Source organism: Hymenobacter arcticus, assembly GCF_054779975.1.
In genome coordinates this window covers 1-18,133 of the sequence record NZ_BAAGXF010000018.1, presented here as the reverse complement: position 1 = coordinate 18,133, position 18,133 = coordinate 1, and the positions used below count along the sequence as shown (strand labels likewise).

Sequence of the window (18,133 nt, the reverse complement as noted above, 5' to 3'; positions counted from 1 at the left end):
ACCGGCTAATTGCAGTTCGAGGCCATCCACCCGGTTCGCGACGGCAACGGCCGCACGGGGCGGGTGCTCAACATTCACTACCTCACCCACAAGGGGTTGCTGGGCTACCTCATCCTGTTTCTGAGCAAGTACATCGTGGCCCGTAAGGCTGATTACTACGCCTCCCTGGGCGGCGTGTCGCAGCGCGGCGACTGGCCGGGCTGGCTGGGCTGGCTGGGCTGGCTGGGCTGGCTGCGCTACGTGCTGCGCGCCGTGGAAGAAACCGCCCCCGCTACCTACCACAAAATCAACGATATCGTGGCCGCCAAAGACGCGGTGCTGCGCGCCGTGGCCGCCGACACGCGCCTCGAGCGCCCCGACCAGCTCGTGAGCCTGCTCTTCCCCCAGCCCTTCACCACGGTTAAGCACCGGACCAGCGCCCGGCTCTACGTCGAAATCACGGCCCGCAAGTACCTCAACCAGCTCACCGCAATGGGCGTGCTCGACAAGCGCACTTTCGCCGGCCACCACTACTACCTCAACCTGGAGCTGCACCGCATTCTGGGCGAATAGCGGCGGTGCCAGCCGCCCCCGTGCTGCCCGCCGAGCCCGGTTCCGGCGGGCACTGCCCAAAGCGCTGGTTATCAAGATAAGCAGCGCGCGCTATTGGTTCGCTCCTGGGTTACCGCGCCGCCAGCGGTCCTAAAATCGTGACCTGCATAGCGGCAAAATTTCCCGTTAATACCTGGTTATTACTTGGGTAAGTGCTATTTATTACCCACCCTTTACGGAAATTGTGCACAAAGAAGGGAGACATTTATAAAAGCAATGGCTAGTCGCGCCTCGTTGCGGGCCCGTTGACGCCTTGGCTGGTCGCCGACCTAGGCGCGGCTTTTCGCAGGAGTAGCTGCCCGGCTAATGCCAGCCAAGCGGCCCAACTCCCTCCTTCTTCCTATTCTACCCGCATTTTCTATGGCTGCCCCCGACCTCGAACTTTTACACTATTTGATTGACCAGGCCGTGCACGTGAACGGGCCGCTGGGTAAGACTACTGCCCCCGGGCTCAATGCCCTGTTGCACCGCCTCACCACCGACCTGTACGCCGCTGCCAGCGGCGCGCCGCCGGCCGACCTGCTGCCCGATGCTACCAAAGCTGATTTGGTGGACGGTAAGATTCTGATTTCGCAGCTGCCCACGCGCGACCCCTATGCCATCCAGGATAATGCCGGGGTGGTAGCGGCGGTTACGGCGGGTACCTACGCCAACGGTGAGCTGCAGGCCGGTAGCGCCGACTATGCCCTGGCCGCCGGGCCGCTGGCTGCGGCCGGCGACCGCATTGTGAGCCCTGCTTACGTGCATGAATACTGCCGGCTGGCCAGTGGCGCGCTGGGCTGGGTGCGCTGGGCAAAATCCGGCGGTATTCTACCAATTGGGGAGATTGACATGTAAGTATACCTTAGACGACTTGAGCCTGCGCCCAACATACTAAGCACTAACTCGTTCATAGCATGACAAATCTCCTCTACGCGCCGCAAGGCGCGCTGCTGGCCAGCAATGGCCTCCTGCGCTCACCCGCCGGGGCTACGTCCGGCCCAGCTGACTCCGGCCCGGCTGACTCCGGACCAGCTGACTCCGGCCCGGCTGATTCCGGCCCGGCTGACTCCGGCCCCGGCTACGGCTATGGGTACGGCGGCTTCACGGGCGTCAATGCCGGGGCGTTGGCCCTGCCGGCCCTTGTCATTAGCCGCTACGGGCCCACCACGCGCGACGTGCCCATCAAGGCGCTGCGCGGCACGGCCCTTGACCCGCCTACCCTAAGCTGGCTTTATAACCGGGCCGTTCAGCGACAGGTGCTAAGCTACGAAAACCCCCAGCTGGGCGCGCCTTATGACGGCCTGGCTTACCCGCTGCCGGCTGACGCTCGCACGTATACGCCCGCCGGCGACCTGGTTGGCCCCCACGGCCGGACTATCACCACGGACTTTAGCTACCGCCTCACGGCCTACGATGCGGACAACAACTGCGCAACGGCCGTGGTGCAGGGCTTTTTCGGCAACTACCTGCTTTTTTGCAGTAGTGCAGCCCCGAGTCCGGTATCGCTTGCCCAGTTCACCAGTACCGCCTCGGTAGCGAATGACGCCGCGTACTGGCTGGCGCACCAGCAGGCGCTGTCCGCCACCCCGGTGCAGCCCAATGAGGTCACGTATGGCCCCAGCTTCAACCTCCCGGTGCGGGCCGGGGCTTATTTCTACTACGCCATTCCGGCCAGCCTGGACGGCGTGTATCGGCTGGCGATTGGCACTGCCTACGAGTGGAGTACCAACCACCAGGTAGGCTCGGCCAACTACACCAACGTAACGGGCTTCACGGAGCGGTACACCATCTGCCGCTCGGCGGCCCCCAGTGCCACGGGCGGCTGGGTGCAGCTGCACCAGCACGTAGCCGACCCGGGTAATCAGCCTAACCCGAATGATAATACCTGATGCGGGCCGTGTTTTCGCTCAGAACCCGCCCCGGCAGCAATGGCTACTTCGGCTTTTTGGACGCGGAAGCGTTTGGGTGCTCGGCGGCGCTGGCGGTGCACAATGCGCACCGCTACTTCGACCAAGTGGAGCTGTACGCCGACGAGCGGGGGCAGGCTATTATGGCCGCGCTCGGTCTCCATTTCGATGTCGTCCACGATTTTTTTGCCGACTTTTCTTACCGGCCGGAACTCTGGATGGCCTCCAAGCTGGCCGTTTACGGCGCGCAGGTGACGCCTTTTGTGCACCTGGACCTGGACTCCTACCTCTGGGCACCGCTGCCGGCCTACGCCCGCCAGGCCCAGGTGCTGGCGCAGAGCAGCGAAGAAGATTACCGGTGCTACGTCGAGCCCCTCCACCAGCTGCTCAGTCACGGGGGGTACCTGCCCGCCTACCTGCGGGACTTTGTGGCCACGCGGGGCTACAAGGTGCTTGCGGTAAACGCCGGGGCCTTCGGGGGGTGCAACACGGCCGCCATCCGCGCTTTTGCCCGGTCGGCCCTGGCCATTATCACCCACCCAGCCAACCAAGCCATCTTCGACTGGCTGGCTGTTTACGACCAGCTGACCCTGGCCAATTGCAACATTCTGCTGGAACAGTACCTGGCCAGCGTCTACTGCCATCAGCACGGCATCCCGATAGCGTACGTGCTCGATGGGGCGCGGCCCTACTTTACCCACCTGCTGGCGGAAAGCAAGCGCCACCCCGAAACTGACGCGAACCTGCGCAAGCGGGTGCGCGAGCTGCATCCCGAGAGCTACGCGCGGGCCCAATGCCTGGTACTGTAACCGCGCGCCGGCCAGCGGCCGCACCGGGGCCTCGGCTTACTGCTAAGCAGGGTTAATGACTTATTAATCAATTATATGAGTCCTACTTACTACTCTCTGCAACCTAATGCTGACCGCTACCTGGCCAACGTCGTGGTTATCTCCCTGGCTAGCCGGGCCGACCGCCGCGCGCAAATGCGCGCCGAGCTGCTCGCCCAGGGGCTACCTTTTCGCTTTCACGACGCGCTGCCCGGCCCGGACAATCCCCGGCGGGCGTGCGCACAGTCGCACGCCGCGGCCCTCACCAACTTCCTGGCCGCGCCGGCCGAGTACCTGCTGCTGCTGGAAGACGACTGCGTATTCGCGGCTGATTTCCGGCACCGGTTTGACGGGCTGGACCTGGGCACCTGGTGGCAGCAGCTACGCCTGGGGGCCCTGCACGTGGAGCCCCCGCTGGCGCTTTCCCCCGGCGTATTCTGCGCAACGCGCGCGCTGGATACCCACGCCTGCGTTTACACGCGCGTGGGCGCCGCCCGGGCCCTTTGGGCGATACTAGACGGCTTGCAGCGCTGGCCGGCCGACCCGCTGGACGTGTGGCTGCTGCGGGATATGGAAAACGTGCCCACTCTCGCGCTGTACCCCGCCCTGGCCCGCCAGCGACTGGGCCGGTCGGATATCACCGGAACGACCTACTGCAATTACAACGAGGATGGCACCCAGCGCTGGATGGCGGAGGTGATGCGGCCACGTACCGCCGAGGTGGCCGGGTAGGCTGGGGGGCGGCGCGGGCCCGACTTAGCTCGGCGCCCAGCGCAGGGCCAGGGGCACGCAGGGTGGCACACGGGTCGTATCCTGGGGCTGCGTGCGGCGTAAGGCATGGTAGCGGCGATAGTCGGCTTGAGCAGCAACCAGCTGACCGAGTTGCCAGTAGGTATCACCCCGGTTGAGGTAGGCAACAGCCCGAGTGGGATAGCGTCGCACTACCGTACTAAGAAACAGCTGCGCCTCAACTAAGTACCCCTGTTGCTGGAGAAAGTGGCCCTTGTCGTTCAGCGCCGCCGGCGCAAAGTAGGCCGGGCCTTGCCGCAGCGGGCCATGGGCCAGCACCTGGCGCACGGCGGGTCGGAAAGTGCTAGCGTTCAAGGCAGTAAAATGCCCTTCGGTGAGTCCGCCTAGCCTAGCGGCTAAGTGACTATCGGTGAGTGGCAGGTCAAACGGCGTCACCCAATCATTTTCTTCGGGACCCCGCAGCACGATTCCGACCTGCCGCGCGCCAGCATAGACTTTGAAGTGATAGTAGTCGATGGAATACTGCTCCAGGCGCAGGGTAGTCGTAGTGCGGCCGCCGCGCAAGGTCAGCTCGTCATCGCCCACTACGCAGGCGAGCACGTTTTGGGGGCTATCAAGGGAGTATAACTGGCTTCCTTCGTCACCACAAGGGCTAGGTAGCGGAGGGTGGGCGGCGGCATAGGCCCAGCGGACCCCAGCCAGGGTTGGCCCGGGTAGGTCAGTTTGCACAGACCTGTCAGCCCACTGACAGCTTACGGCTAGACTGAGCAGTAGTAGCCAGCTACTAACGCCTGGCAAGCCCCGTTGAATCATGCCGCTACTTACGGCTTTTTTGGTAATTCCTCCATCCGCCACTCAGCGGCAACTGGTGCCGTACCACGAGCTGAAAAGCTGCTACCCTTTATTGCGGACGCCGAGCAGCTTGCGGCCAATTAGGCGCATAGTCTGGCGGCTCCATTTGGGCAGGATAAGCTCCTGGCCCTCCCAGGCGGTGATGGCCGTGGCTACCGCCTCTGTAGCAGCGCTTTTACCAGAGCCCCTACCCGGCCTGTTGCGGCCCCTACCGGCAATGGCTCACTTACCCAACCGCAATTCGCCCGTTGACCGGCGGTAAGCCCCAGGAGCAGGGCGTTACCTGGCGCGTCGACGAGTATCCCCCGTCCCAACCAGGCACTTGCACCGCCCCAACCCCACCCGGCTAAATGCCTTTTTGCGCCCATCTCCGTGCAGTACGCGCGCGTGGTTCCCCCAGCACTCCGCTGGCTGCCGGGCCTCAGCTAAAAAACGGTGCGTAGGGCGCCCATACCAGCCCACGCTCCGGGTGGGCGCCGGGCTAATACTAACGCCATTTTTTGCCGCTACTCACCGCTAAACCAGTAAGCTACCACCCCTTAGCAGGCTAAGGAGGCACTAAAAGACGGCGGGCACGGGTAATATTTGTTCAGCGCCGCGCGCGTTTTTGCCGGCTATGGCACACTGCTCCGCGGCAGGCTACCTGCTGCTTGTACTGCGGCCGGGCCGCGGTTACCTCCCCTCCCGCGCAGCAGCCCGGTGCGGAGTCCGCGCAAAACGCGCGTGGGAGTGACGGGCTACACTGGCCCCTCGTCTCCTGCTTGGGGCATCGGGCGGCTACGTGGCGAAGTGGCAGTCACTTTCTATGCTTCTGTTTTTAATTTAATTCAGGATACGCCATGAGATTTTTTACCCTCTTTTTTGCCGCCGCTACCATCCTATGCGCCATTCTTTGGCTTATCGACGGGGCCGGCTCGGGCATGGCCTGGCCAACCAGTATTTTCGCCGCAATTGGCAGCGGCACCCTGCTCTACAATAAGCTGCGTACCGGCCGCAGCCTTCATGACTAGGCTGCCGGACGGTAGCCAGCGGCTCCTGGCCTCGGTGGCCACCTTACGAACCCAGCCACTTTGGGGGCCGCCGCGAAGGCCGCGTAACTGCCGCCAGGTCAGTTGCCGGGGCCCTGGTACGGGCTGGCTCCCGGTCACCCCCAAGCAGCCTTGCCCGTTGCCCTACGGGGCCAATGCGCTGACTCACCATTTGCTAACCCTGCTTGTCTTCGCCTGCCTGATAGGGTGGGTGCCTTTGCAGCTACCCGCGCGTTCGCTGCGCCAGGTCATTGCCTTGAGTTGGCGCAGCGGCTAGCCCTGCGCGCGCATTTCCCTGCCGCGGGCTAGCCGGTGCCGTGCCCCAGAACATTGCGAGCCAAGTAATAAACTGATTATCAAAATATTAACTCAATTTTTGAAATTGGCCGGCTTCCGCCTCAGGGGCGGATTCTTTTTCGTGATACCCCACTTGCTTCGCCTAAGGCGGCTCGACCGGGCCTTTGAGGCTGCACGCGGTCAAAACTTCAGCTTTCATTACTTTCATTTCCATACTAGTTCAAAATCATGACTCTTCAAGACCTTAACCAACTCATTGACGCTACGGTATACCCCCAGGGGCAGGGGCCATTAATTACGGCCCCTGCGTTCAATGTCCTCCTGAAAAACCTGACGGCTGAGTTTAGTGCCGATGCGGTGTTTTGTTTTCAGGTGGGCTCCAGCTACAACCCCGCCCATTTGCACCTGGCCGAGCTCACGGTAAGTCAGCTACGGGACTTACTGTATAACGCGCCGACCGATGGGTACCCGGCGGAGTATGCGGTCTCTATCTGGACCGACGAAGCGGCCGGGCACCGGCACCAGGTACAAATTGGCTACGATGTGCTGTTGCACCAAGTAGTAGTACTGGGGGTGCAAAACGAAGACGGGGAGGAGCAGGAAAACCACTCCGCTTACCCCATTACGGGCGGTAGCTACTCCGAGGCGGACGATGCCGTGTGCTGCTTTCAGGTCGGCGGCAGCGTGGCCCCTACGCACCTGCACCTGGCCAAGCTGACGGTGGGCCAGTTGCGGGGGCTACTCAATAGTGCGCCCGACAACGACAACCCGAACTTCAACACCGTTTCCATCTGGACGGATGAGGCGGCGGGGCACCGGCACCAGGCCCAGATTGGGTACAACAGCACCACCCACCAACTAGTAGTAGTGAGCGTGCAGAACGAGGATGGCGCGGAACTGGATAACCACTCGGCTTACCCCATTTTGCCGGCCTTGCCCGCGGCGGCTGGGGCATCATTAGACGACAGCAACTACGCCAAGCTGAACGAGGCCAATCTGCTGGCCCAACCGCAGCTCATCTGCGACCGCTACGGTGATTATGGAACATCCCAGCCCCTGGCCAGCTACTTCGCCAACGGGCTGCTTTTTCAGGCGGTCGCCGTTGATGACCTCACGCACTCGCTAGGTTCGGCCAGCCTTAATGCGTTGACCAAGACAGTTTACCACGATGGAGAAAACCCTGCCACGGTGGAAGTTACCCTGCAGCTAAGCGGGGCGCACGTTACCGTGCCGGAACCAACAGCCCCCGCCGACGCGGCCACCAAGGCCTACGTGGATGCCGCCGTGGCGAGCAGCCTGGCTGCCCTTTGGCAGCGGCTCGGCGATGCGGCCGCGCCCGCCCAGCCCCCGCTACCGGCCGATTATTCTGGCTTTGCCTGCTTTTGTAAAAGTTACGCGCCAGGTGCGGATAGGGAGGTATTTATGGACGTTTCGGGCCACAACCAAAACCTGGGCGGCCGCACGGGCGCACGGTTTCCGTACGTGACTGATAGCATTACGGGCCGGCAAGCCTACTACGCTACCTCTTTAAACGAGGACTGCAATTGGTCGTTGCCCGACCTCTCGCCCACGCCTGGTAATTATGATATCATTTCGGCATTCCGGGTAGAGTCTGCTAGCGAAACCTACCTGACGCTGCTGGCCGATACCAGCCAGGACTTCACCTATGGCTATACCTATCTCGGCCTGAACTGCGAGGAAATCCAGGCGTTGTACCAGACCTCGCCCAAGGGGCCGGTTTTCCGCAATGTGGGCCAAACGGTTGTAGTGCGGCACCGACTAAACGAGCAAGATGGCGCGAGCATAGAAGTAAATGGCCAACTAGTAGTAAGTGGGGTACCATATCGCGCGGCAAAAGCACTGGGGGGCACGGCATTTAACCAGTCGGCCGGCCACGTTTTGCGCGGTTGGCATTTCGCCTGGGGGTTATATATCGGCAACATGACCGACGCGCAGTGGGCACCGATTCGTACCGATTTAATGCGCGAGCTAGGAATTTTAACCAGTTGATTGGATGGCTGCTACGCTGTTAACTGCGTCAATTAAAATTCGGATTCGCGCCGGCTTAGGCTTGTACGCTTCCCGGTCTGCGCCCCCAGGCTTTATAAAGCGGGGGGCCAAGTACCAGCTGCTAGTGAGTACTAAGCTCCGCAGGGCCGCGCTAATTCGGACTGCGAGCAGTGGCACAGGGTAACCGATGACGCGGGGCTTGCGCGGGCGGCCCCAGCCGGCAGCCGCGGGGTGCTGGGGCCGGAGATTTTCACGCCGGCCCCAGCACCCCGCAGGAGGCCAAGTTGCCAACTACTCCTGCCCGAATGTCCCCTAAAAAAAGCGCCGGCCAACCGGCCGGCGCTTTTGTAAAACCTGGTTACCAGCTGTGCCGGTACGTACGCTCGTCCCAGGCCCGTTGGCCAGGCGCTACACCCAGCCTCCGGCGTTAACCGTGATAGTAGTACTGGCCGGCCCCGTGGCGTGAGCGGCCTGGAGGTAGTACTGGATGGAAACGCCCGCCGCACGGGCACTGCTGCTCGCATCGTCGAAGAAGGGATACGGAATGGTAGCCAGCAGCTGGAAACCTGCGCCAGCTACAGGTCACGTACGGAGCCGCCGCCGCAATGGAGCCCCCCCACCCCCCCGCGAAGTTCAACCCCTTGAAGGTCATGGTGTAGCCCGGCGCGTTATACTTATTTACGTAGGCGATGCGCGTGAAGCCCAGCGTGGCGTTCCCACCATGTTGAGGTTCTGACTGGTAAAGGCGAAGTTGGCGGCTAAATCCACGCCCCGCAGTTCAATAGCAGCATGGGCCGTGAAGTCCTGCGGCCAGGGAGTGGCAATATATAGCGACGCTGCTACGGGCGTTTCACCCGATTTGTATATCGTGGCTGTCTGGTCCAGGTACTTCCCTTTGAAGGCCGTCAGGGCCGTCTGGAGGTCGCTGGCGGTGTCCTTGAGCCAGTCGCCGTGCACGAAGCACTGGTTACTAAGGGTTTGGTACGCCGTGTTCAGTCCGTAGTGGGCCGTTACCCCAGTAAAGCTGGTGGGGGCATAGTTGGCCAGCGTAACCTGGTAGAGTCGGGTGTGACTAACGGTCACGCCGGTCAGGGCCAGTTTGCTTAAGTTGCAAGCTAGAGCAGATTCGTAGTCAATGTACCTGATAGCCGCAGTGGTGAAACCAGTTTATGGCGTCTTCCTTGCTAATCCAATCTAGAGCGGCCCGCAAGGCGCCCGTCAGGGCCTCGCGGGTGCGGGCCTAGGCGGTGCGCAGACTGGTTTTGAGCTTGCTGAAGGCCAGTTCCACCGGGGTGAAGTCCGGCGAGTACGGCGGCAAAAACAAGAATCGGGCCCCGCGTTTTTCCACCAACTCGGCCAGGCCGGCGGCCTTATGGACGCGCAGGTTGTCGAGCACGACGACATCGCCGGGCACCAGCGTGGGGCCGAGCACCTGGTCGAGCTAGCCGGCAAAGCTGGCCGCGTTGACCGCCCCGTCCAGTTCCATGACCGCCTCCAGGCCCTGCGTCATCAGGGCGGCAAGCACGGTCACGTTCGGGCCGTTGTGCAAGGGCATGGCTTGGTTTACCCGCTGGCCGCCCACGGCCCGGCCGTAGCGCCGCCTGTAAGTCAGGTTGACGCCTGTTTCGGCCACGAACTTGAAGCGGGCCGCTTCGGGGCCCGGCAACGCTTCGAGGCAGGCCCGGCGCAGCTGCTTTACCCGTTCGGTGCCGCGTTCAGCGGCGTAGATACGCTTTTTTTGCGCCGCAAATCCAGCGCCTGCAAGGCCTGCCAGACGGTGGTGCGCCCCACGGCCGGGCCGCCGCTGGCCGCTAAGTGGACGCGCAGTTCGTCAAGGGTGGCGTCGGGTTGCCGGGCCACGCAGGCGGCCAGCTGGGCGCGGGTGGCCGCATCAAGTAAGGGAGCCGGGCCGCCGCGGTGGGGCAACGCCGCCACCGTGCCACTGGTGCGCTGGCGCTTGAGCAGCTTGTTGCCAAAGGAAAGCGACACGCTGAAGCGGACCGCTACCTGGCCAAGCGAACTGTCTCCCGCCGCATAGGCAGCGGCTACCCGTTCGCGCAAATCTTCCGAGTATGGTTTCATGCGGCAAAGAAAATACTCGCTGTACACACTGACCACGAAACCGCTCTAGTAGTATATTATGAGAAAACTGCAAGTCCGGCGTGGTTAGCAGCGACGTGTCGAGCACGGTATTCCGCGCCTGGTTGGTCCGCACCCCCGGCATTTCCTAAGGGAAAAAACTAGCAGCTGTGGCCCGGCCACCGGTAACGCTGGGGCCGGGCCAGCGGGGGAGGTAGCCGACGCCCGCGGGACGACGCGCGCGGGTACTCCGCCAGCCACTCCGCAGAATAAAGACTGCTCAGGTTTACGTCCCGGCGCTTAGTTCTTAGCAGTCGCGATACTCCTTAATTATATGGTGCCAAATTTCCGGACTTTATAGACCGAGTTTTTGGGCTGCATTGTGCTGTCGGATGTTGTCGAGACGAGTGTAGCGGCGAATCATGTCGGTGGTCTTGTGCTTGGTCTGGTTCATGACCTCGGCATCGTCGGCGCCGTTGAGTTTGGCAATCGTGACAAAGGAGGCCCGCAACGAGTGCGCCGTATAAGTCGCCCCGAGGCGCAACTGCACAATCTCGTTCAGGCTAAACGTGCTCAGCCGGCGGCGGCTTAGGCGCTGACCCTTGTGAAAGGAAAGAAACAGTGGGCCGCTGCTGCGCCCGTGCTGGTGCAGCAGGTTCAACCAATCTTTAACGGCGCGCACCGGGCAGCTGCGCCGGTCGGGCGCAAAGAAGATGGCCTTCTCTTCGGCTTCCCCTTTCTGATTGGTTTTGCTCCTGGGCAACTCGACCACCAGCCCGTCGGCGTCAAAACGCAAATGGGCCAAGTCCAGGCTAGCCAGCTCGTCGCGCCGAAACGCGCCCGCCAGCCCGAGCAGTAGTAAGGCCCGGTCGCGTACGCCATCTGGCCGCTCGGTATCGATGCCCTGCACCACGCGTTTGAAATAGGCGAGCGTGAAAGCAGGCGCCTGCTTTTGCTTCACGCCTTTCTCGCGGCTGATACCTTCAAGTAGGGTCTTAAACTGCCGGTCATCCGTGGGCGTCGGGAATTTGGCAAGTTGGTGGGCCTTGCTCACGGAGGCGCAGTGGCGCTGAATGGTGGCTACCTTTTTGCCGGCCTCGGCGAGCGCCGTGACAAAGGCCGCCATCGTCAGCACATCGGCGGGCAACGCATCACGTCCGTGCTCGCGGCACCAGGTGGTGAAGCGGCGCCAGTCGCCAGCGTACGCGCGCTGGGTATTGGCGGCTCCTTGCTGCCCGGTGTTGACGTAGCGCGCGCCTGCTTCGGCATACTCATCAATGTGACGAGCCGGGCCGATGGCCTGAGTTGCGGCAAGAATGGGAAGTGTTTCCATAGAGTGGCTGACATTACTGGGCAAGTCACCCCCAACTGGTCGCCAGTGATAACGCGCAAAAGTACGTTCAAATTACCCTCGATAAGTAAGGCTTATCGAGGGTAATCAGTAGAAAAAACAATTGAAATTGCTTTCGTACAATAATATCGGCAGAGTACTACAACTACTCTGTAAAATACTATTTTTTAGCTCTCGCTAAGAAATCAGCCTTGAGGCCCGCCAGACACCTATCTAATCAGGAGTGCAGTAGCCTATGCTATGTTGTGACAACAGCCAAGGCCCGCCAGACACCTATCTAATTAGGAGTAGCAGTTGGCTTTGGCCGTTCACGCTCTCCGGTCACCTATTTCACCTGAAAACTTGGTACCGATAAGAAGGGTCTTACTTATCGGTACCGAGTTGGAAGAAGCGTTTGGTATTTACTTCTTCGACTCAGCTAATATTTCCTAATGGACCAGATAGGCGCCGCCAGCCAGGGCTGCCCCGAATAGCACCGCCAGCAGGAAACGCCGACGCCGACGACGCTGGAAACGCCGCGAACGGGGTTGCAGCAGCAGGTGAGGTAATACAGCCATCCTTAAAATCAGGCATCAAAGAGCTAGTCGACAAGCCTACCATCCACAAGTAGCAGGAAGTGTAATGAGCAACTAGCTCACCCTTAAATACTTATAAGATAGGGTTAACTACTGATTTACGGTACTGGGTGCAGATATTGGCTGTAGGCCGCTAACCGGCAGCGCTAATTGCGCTAAAATTACTTTATGCGACGGAGCTCAAAATATTGACAACCAACAATTTGACCTGTGCTGAACGCCCGTTTAACTTTTATGACAATATCCTTTTCAAGGGTATTTTTACCCCGATAACGAAATATATCGCCTGTTTTCGGGTGAATACCATCCGCCAGGGCCAGCCCGGACTCGGCCTCGAAGCCCAGCAAGCGGCCGTACAGAATTTTCTGCGCGGTGAGGCGCAGTTCGTGGCCACCTTCCTCGAAATCGAGAGTGGCAAGAAAAACGAGCGGCCGCAATTGCAGGCGGCCATTGCCAAGGCCAGAAAGGAAGAAGCCGTGCTGCCCGTGGCCAAGTTGGACCGACTAGCGCGCAATGTCGCCTTCTTAGCGACCCTCCTGGAAAGTCGGGTGCGCTTCCAGGCGGTTGACCTGCCGGCGGCCGGTGAGTTTACCCTCCACCTCCTGGCAGCCGGCGCGCAGAAGGAAGCCTCGGCCATTTCCACGGCGTCGAGGGTGTGGGTGTAGTAACCGGCCGCGTTAGCGGTGCGCTGAAGGAAGCCGCGGCCATTTCCACCCGCACTCGCGATGCCCTCGCCGCCAAGAAGGCACGTGGGGCGCAATTAGGTACCCCAGCTAATTTGACCCAGGCCGCCCGCGAGAAATCTTGGGCCGCGATGACCCAGAATGCCCAAGAGAATGTTAATAACCGGCAGGCGGCGCAGCTGGCCACCCTGTGGGGGGCCACAAGGGCCACGTTGCGGGCGATTGCCGACCAGCTCAATCAGCCGGGCTACCGGACCAGGTATGGGAAGGCTTTTTACCCAATGGGGGTCCAGCGCCTATTGCCTAAAGCAACCTGACCAAGTGTTACTCCTAGTGGGCTGGCACCTGACCGCCTAGATAAGCCAGGCAGTCTCTATGACAACGCTCAGGCCCAGGCGGGTTGAAGTTCAAACCCGAAGTTGCTACCGTACGCGGGGCCGTTGCAAGCCTGGCGGAGGCCCCGCTAGAAGTCTTTACTAGCAGCAATTAACCACAAATCCGAATGCGATTTTTGGACCAAACTTTTAACCAAGGCCAATGATGTTGAAACCTTCAACGCCGCCCAGCATCTGGGACTTTAGCCTGGGACGAAATTTCGATTCCTCCTGATCCAATTAAAACCACGTCAATACGCGGCGTGCCACCTACTCTTATCATGGGCAACGCCGTTACAGTCAGATTGAAACCACGTCAACACGCGGCCCTACTAGCCGAACCTGATATTTCGATTTCCCTGATTCGATTAAAGCTGATTGAATTGTGCAGTAGGAATATGGGTCATCGACATTTCAATTCCTCCTCGTCCAATTGAAGCCGCTTTGCATTCTCGCGGTGGTGCTTGTTGTGTTCTATTTCAATTCCTTCTGGTCCAATTGAAGCTTTGGACCCCAAACGAACCCCGCTGCTCGGTGCACGATTTCAATTCCTTCTGGTCCAATTGAAGCCGTTGGGGTCGCCCAGGCCAAACTGGTTACCCGACTATTTCAATTCCTTCTGGTCCAATTGAAGCGGGAGTGCGCCTGGCTGCTGAGCTTGTAGCCTACCTATTTCAATTCCTTCTGGTCCAATTGAAGCCCTCCAATGCTGTTGATATCGCCCCTATCGCCCTCTATTTCAATTCCTTCTGGTCCAATTGAAGCGCAAGCTATCCCGTCGAACAGTGCCGTGGGCACGCAATTTCAATTCCTTCTGGTCCAATTGAAGCTGGCGCAGCAGCGCACGGAGCTACACGCCGAAATACTATTTCAATTCCTTCTGGTCCAATTGAAGCGGCTACCGTATCCCAGTAGGTGACCGTTTCGACGTAATTTCAATTCCTTCTGGTCCAATTGAAGCCGTTACCACCCCGCTAAAACGCCGTTACGTACCTTCATTTCAATTCCTTCTGGTCCAATTGAAGCCCCATTAGGCACCGGCGTTGGTGCTCCTATTGTGCCATTTCAATTCCTTCTGGTCCAATTGAAGCCTCAGTACGCCAAGCAATTCATGTTCCGAAGCATAATTTCAATTCCTTCTGGTCCAATTGAAGCTACCGTACTTCATTGGTATAGATATGGAATTTTCCGATTTCAATTCCTTCTGGTCCAATTGAAGCGCGTCTTGCAGCTTTTTGATAGCAACCTCTTTGGCAATTTCAATTCCTTCTGGTCCAATTGAAGCGACGACGACGAGGCCGAGTCCCTGGGCCGCAGCCTATTTCAATTCCTTCTGGTCCAATTGAAGCGTCGCTCTGCTTGATGCTCCTAACTGCCCTGTGAATTATTTCAATTCCTTCTGGTCCAATTGAAGCGCGGTGCCAAGTCATAGGCAGCCATTAGCGTACGCTATTTCAATTCCTTCTGGTCCAATTGAAGCGGAAACTATCACTGGCGACGATGCTAACGCCGTGCTATTTCAATTCCTTCTGGTCCAATTGAAGCCCGTGGTGTTGACTGCCGGCGCTACTGCCCTGGTGCTATTTCAATTCCTTCTGGTCCAATTGAAGCCGTTTGTGGGCTGAAAGCCCCCGGTGCGACTTTGACATTTCAATTCCTTCTGGTCCAATTGAAGCGGCTGTCTACCAGCTACACCCGCAAGCCACGAACCGATTTCAATTCCTTCTGGTCCAATTGAAGCTATTTCGGTAGGTTCCCAGTCGGTCGCTTCGTACACATTTCAATTCCTTCTGGTCCAATTGAAGCCGACGGCAAGTTTGGCGCCATGGCCGTGCTGTTTCAATTTCAATTCCTTCTGGTCCAATTGAAGCCGGCCGCGGTCCTTATCGGCCGGGCTCAGGTAGTGCAATTTCAATTCCTTCTGGTCCAATTGAAGCGCGTCTTGCAGCTTTTTGATAGCAACCTCTTTGGCAATTTCAATTCCTTCTGGTCCAATTGAAGCGGCACCGGCCACGCCCAGGGTATCTTGCTTATCGGCATTTCAATTCCTTCTGGTCCAATTGAAGCTGCCCGGCAGTAAGCTGCTGACTAGCAGCCTACTGCCATTTCAATTCCTTCTGGTCCAATTGAAGCCGCCATCGACCGCTCGGCCAATGCCGCTAACTCGCTATTTCAATTCCTTCTGGTCCAATTGAAGCGAGCGAAGCATAGTTGCTCAGTAAGCCAGCTGCAAAATTTCAATTCCTTCTGGTCCAATTGAAGCCTGGCGGCTTACTGCGTGCCCTCGTTTGTACTGTGCGATTTCAATTCCTTCTGGTCCAATTGAAGCCGCAGTAAGAATTGGCCTTGAGCAGATTACCAAGACATTTCAATTCCTTCTGGTCCAATTGAAGCTAGGGGCGGCGGGCTCACGCAGGCCCCCATTTGCAATTTCAATTCCTTCTGGTCCAATTGAAGCCCACGCAAAATAATGGTCATCATGCTGGCTATACCATTTCAATTCCTTCTGGTCCAATTGAAGCTTCGCTGGAATAGCGCCACCCCGCGCCCCGCCGCTATTTCAATTCCTTCTGGTCCAATTGAAGCGCAGCACCACTTCGAGCGTGTGCGCCTGCCCGTCGAATTTCAATTCCTTCTGGTCCAATTGAAGCCCTACGGCCTGCCCCTGTACCAGCAGCGCGGCACCTTATTTCAATTCCTTCTGGTCCAATTGAAGCCGGACTTTATCGGCTGGCATATCCTCATCACTCAGCAATTTCAATTCCTTCTGGTCCAATTGAAGCTCCCTCCTCCCCGCTTCACCACCAATCATTTATTTAATTTCAATTCCTTCTGGTCCAATTGAAGCGGTAGGGGCGGCGGGCTCACGCAGGCCCCCATTTGCAATTTCAATTCCTTCTGGTCCAATTGAAGCCGTTGAAGTCCAACCTGCTACCCTCGCCACGTCAGTATTTCAATTCCTTCTGGTCCAATTGAAGCCTCAACGGGCTGGCCGCTGGCTCTGCCACCATCGATATTTCAATTCCTTCTGGTCCAATTGAAGCTCGCTGCCAGTGGCTCGCAAGATGAGCTTTTTCTAAATTTCAATTCCTTCTGGTCCAATTGAAGCCCTCTTCCGCGGAGCTGGGCCAGGCCGAAAAGCAGCTATTTCAATTCCTTCTGGTCCAATTGAAGCTGTGCGCTTAATTGTCCTGTTAATTCACTTATATTTTATTTCAATTCCTTCTGGTCCAATTGAAGCTGCCGGTGGTGGTGCGGGCGCGGGCCAGGCGTGAACATTTCAATTCCTTCTGGTCCAATTGAAGCCCCAAAAACTTAGATGCCATGAGGTCGAACAGCTCAATTTCAATTCCTTCTGGTCCAATTGAAGCATCCGCTGTGAGTAGCGTAGCAATACTTACTTTCTTATTTCAATTCCTTCTGGTCCAATTGAAGCTGCCAGTTCCTGCAGCAGCTGCTCCGCGGAATAATCATTTCAATTCCTTCTGGTCCAATTGAAGCCCCCCGCGGTGGTGGCCGCGGCTACGATGCTCAGCTATTTCAATTCCTTCTGGTCCAATTGAAGCTGGCCTCCCCGACCTCAATCAGCCACGGCGAAAAATCATTTCAATTCCTTCTGGTCCAATTGAAGCTCAAAGCCCCTCCCCTACCGTAGATTTGCCCCTGCCATTTCAATTCCTTCTGGTCCAATTGAAGCACTGCAGGGCGGTATCGTACCTGTCCTGTCTGATTTATTTCAATTCCTTCTGGTCCAATTGAAGCGTAAACCGGGTCGCCTGCGCTGCCGTTGCTGCCGCCATTTCAATTCCTTCTGGTCCAATTGAAGCAGCCACCCCGGCGAAAGTTATCGGAGGCCTCGACTAATTTCAATTCCTTCTGGTCCAATTGAAGCACCGTGCACTGCCGGCCGAGGTCGAACAGGCTCACCCATTTCAATTCCTTCTGGTCCAATTGAAGCCGTTTTTCAGTAGCTCCGGCAGTAGGCCAAGGGTCCATTTCAATTCCTTCTGGTCCAATTGAAGCGTAGCACGTCCTTCCGGCCGTCTGCCATGTCGAAGCATTTCAATTCCTTCTGGTCCAATTGAAGCCGGGACCGGGTTTAGTATAGTCCAATCCTGTACGGTATTTCAATTCCTTCTGGTCCAATTGAAGCGGTTAGAATCTTGCACGTAAAAGGGTCGGGAAGGGCATTTCAATTCCTTCTGGTCCAATTGAAGCGGTTAGAATCTTGCACGTAAAAAGGTCGGGAAGGGCATTTCAATTCCTTCTGGTCCAATTGAAGCCTCGCCCCACCGATTGGGGAAGAACTGGCAAATCCTATTTCAATTCCTTCTGGTCCAATTGAAGCGCCACTCCGGCTGCTGCATGGTCACGGGCTTGGGCTATTTCAATTCCTTCTGGTCCAATTGAAGCACTGGGCCTACCTTGACCGGCTGGCCAACCTGAGCCAATTTCAATTCCTTCTGGTCCAATTGAAGCCACCGGCACCCCGTTCGTAAACCACGTTCAGGACCTATTTCAATTCCTTCTGGTCCAATTGAAGCCCGCCGATTTATGCCCAAAAATATGCCCTAGCGCAGTAGAAACGCATATTAAAAAACACCTCAAGTCGTCGGTCGGCGATAGGAGGAAAACCCCTGATGTGCGACGACTCTATAAATCAAGTACTTGCACTACAAATACAGATAATGACGCCGAAGTTTAGCTATTGAATTTTCTATCGACAACCGACTCACCTTACAGAAACGACCCTAAGAGGGTGTTAGGGAATTAAGCAGGCGCTAAGCGGTTGAGGCACATGGTCATGTTGGCAATGAGCAGCCAGGC

At 58.2% G+C, this 18,133-nt stretch carries 14 protein-coding genes and 1 CRISPR repeat array; of the genes, 8 read left to right on the top strand and 6 right to left on the bottom strand.

The genetic code is table 11. The features are described 5' to 3' along the window. The first annotated feature begins 9 nt into the window (after positions 1 to 9). From ACYVGC_RS21765 to ACYVGC_RS21745, 5 genes are all read left to right on the top strand, one after another. A complete protein-coding gene (locus ACYVGC_RS21765) occupies positions 10 to 552 on the top strand; it encodes a Fic family protein (protein ID WP_460585975.1) in 543 nt (180 codons plus the stop codon). Positions 553 to 951: 399 nt separating this feature from the next. After that, the gene (locus ACYVGC_RS21760) at positions 952 to 1,428 is read left to right on the top strand and encodes a hypothetical protein (protein WP_460585974.1); all 477 of its coding nucleotides are present in this window, start codon (positions 952 to 954) and stop codon (positions 1,426 to 1,428) included. Between the two features lie 59 nt (positions 1,429 to 1,487). Beyond that, on the top strand, positions 1,488 to 2,462 hold the full coding sequence (locus ACYVGC_RS21755) for a hypothetical protein (RefSeq protein WP_460585973.1): 975 nt from the start codon (positions 1,488 to 1,490) through the stop codon (positions 2,460 to 2,462). Between the two features lie 8 nt (positions 2,463 to 2,470). Next, complete coding sequence (locus ACYVGC_RS21750; RefSeq protein WP_460585972.1) at positions 2,471 to 3,289, top strand: DUF6734 family protein; 819 nt, start codon at positions 2,471 to 2,473, stop codon at positions 3,287 to 3,289. A gap of 75 nt (positions 3,290 to 3,364) precedes the next feature. Next, positions 3,365 to 4,039, top strand: coding sequence for a glycosyltransferase family 25 protein (locus ACYVGC_RS21745; protein WP_460585971.1), 675 nt, complete (start codon positions 3,365 to 3,367; stop codon positions 4,037 to 4,039). Between the two features lie 24 nt (positions 4,040 to 4,063). On the opposite strand, the gene ACYVGC_RS21740 is transcribed toward ACYVGC_RS21745, so the two are convergent. Beyond that, positions 4,064 to 4,657: a hypothetical protein gene (locus tag ACYVGC_RS21740; protein WP_460585970.1), complete on the bottom strand. Its 594-nt coding sequence runs from the start codon at positions 4,655 to 4,657 to the stop codon at positions 4,064 to 4,066. Between the two features lie 1,091 nt (positions 4,658 to 5,748). Here ACYVGC_RS21740 and ACYVGC_RS21735 point away from each other — a divergent pair. Further along, positions 5,749 to 5,919 carry a hypothetical protein gene (locus ACYVGC_RS21735; RefSeq protein ID WP_460585969.1) on the top strand — a complete coding sequence of 57 codons (171 nt, stop codon included), beginning with the start codon at positions 5,749 to 5,751 and terminating at the stop codon, positions 5,917 to 5,919. A gap of 543 nt (positions 5,920 to 6,462) precedes the next feature. After that, positions 6,463 to 8,244, top strand: a complete 1,782-nt coding sequence (locus tag ACYVGC_RS21730) for a hypothetical protein (RefSeq protein WP_460585968.1) — start codon at positions 6,463 to 6,465, stop codon at positions 8,242 to 8,244. 678 nt (positions 8,245 to 8,922) lie between these two features. On the opposite strand, the gene ACYVGC_RS21725 is transcribed toward ACYVGC_RS21730, so the two are convergent. The 5 genes from ACYVGC_RS21725 to ACYVGC_RS21705 form a co-directional block, all read right to left on the bottom strand. Then, on the bottom strand, positions 8,923 to 9,327 hold the full coding sequence (locus tag ACYVGC_RS21725) for a hypothetical protein (protein WP_460585967.1): 405 nt from the start codon (positions 9,325 to 9,327) through the stop codon (positions 8,923 to 8,925). 157 nt (positions 9,328 to 9,484) lie between these two features. After that, a complete protein-coding gene (locus ACYVGC_RS21720) occupies positions 9,485 to 9,676 on the bottom strand; it encodes a transposase (RefSeq protein ID WP_460585966.1) in 192 nt (63 codons plus the stop codon). Positions 9,677 to 9,685: 9 nt separating this feature from the next. Continuing rightward, positions 9,686 to 9,910, bottom strand: a complete 225-nt coding sequence (locus tag ACYVGC_RS21715; RefSeq protein ID WP_460585965.1) for a hypothetical protein — start codon at positions 9,908 to 9,910, stop codon at positions 9,686 to 9,688. Positions 9,911 to 9,939: 29 nt separating this feature from the next. After that, positions 9,940 to 10,326: a transposase gene (locus ACYVGC_RS21710; protein ID WP_460585964.1), complete on the bottom strand. Its 387-nt coding sequence runs from the start codon at positions 10,324 to 10,326 to the stop codon at positions 9,940 to 9,942. A 352-nt stretch (positions 10,327 to 10,678) separates the two neighbouring features. Next, on the bottom strand, positions 10,679 to 11,656 hold the full coding sequence (locus ACYVGC_RS21705; protein WP_460585963.1) for a site-specific integrase: 978 nt from the start codon (positions 11,654 to 11,656) through the stop codon (positions 10,679 to 10,681). Between the two features lie 781 nt (positions 11,657 to 12,437). Between ACYVGC_RS21705 and ACYVGC_RS21700 the strand changes: the two genes are divergently transcribed. Beyond that, positions 12,438 to 12,914: a recombinase family protein gene (locus ACYVGC_RS21700; protein WP_460585962.1), complete on the top strand. Its 477-nt coding sequence runs from the start codon at positions 12,438 to 12,440 to the stop codon at positions 12,912 to 12,914. An 803-nt stretch (positions 12,915 to 13,717) separates the two neighbouring features. Beyond that, positions 13,718 to 17,850: direct repeats of the CRISPR family, unit length 29 nt; unit sequence ATTTCAATTCCTTCTGGTCCAATTGAAGC. Positions 17,851 to 18,133 lie beyond the last annotated feature (283 nt).

Excerpts from the sequence above, each read along its gene's own strand:
- ACYVGC_RS21760 (WP_460585974.1), top strand. The coding sequence starts at position 952 with ATGGCTGCCCCCGACCTCGAACTTTTACACTATTTGATTGACCAGGCC.
- ACYVGC_RS21755 (WP_460585973.1), top strand. The coding sequence starts at position 1,488 with ATGACAAATCTCCTCTACGCGCCGCAAGGCGCGCTGCTGGCCAGCAAT.
- ACYVGC_RS21745 (WP_460585971.1), top strand. The coding sequence starts at position 3,365 with ATGAGTCCTACTTACTACTCTCTGCAACCTAATGCTGACCGCTACCTG.
- ACYVGC_RS21735 (WP_460585969.1), top strand. The coding sequence starts at position 5,749 with ATGAGATTTTTTACCCTCTTTTTTGCCGCCGCTACCATCCTATGCGCC.
- ACYVGC_RS21730 (WP_460585968.1), top strand. The coding sequence starts at position 6,463 with ATGACTCTTCAAGACCTTAACCAACTCATTGACGCTACGGTATACCCC.
- ACYVGC_RS21710 (WP_460585964.1), bottom strand. The coding sequence starts at position 10,326 with ATGAAACCATACTCGGAAGATTTGCGCGAACGGGTAGCCGCTGCCTAT.
- ACYVGC_RS21705 (WP_460585963.1), bottom strand. The coding sequence starts at position 11,656 with ATGGAAACACTTCCCATTCTTGCCGCAACTCAGGCCATCGGCCCGGCT.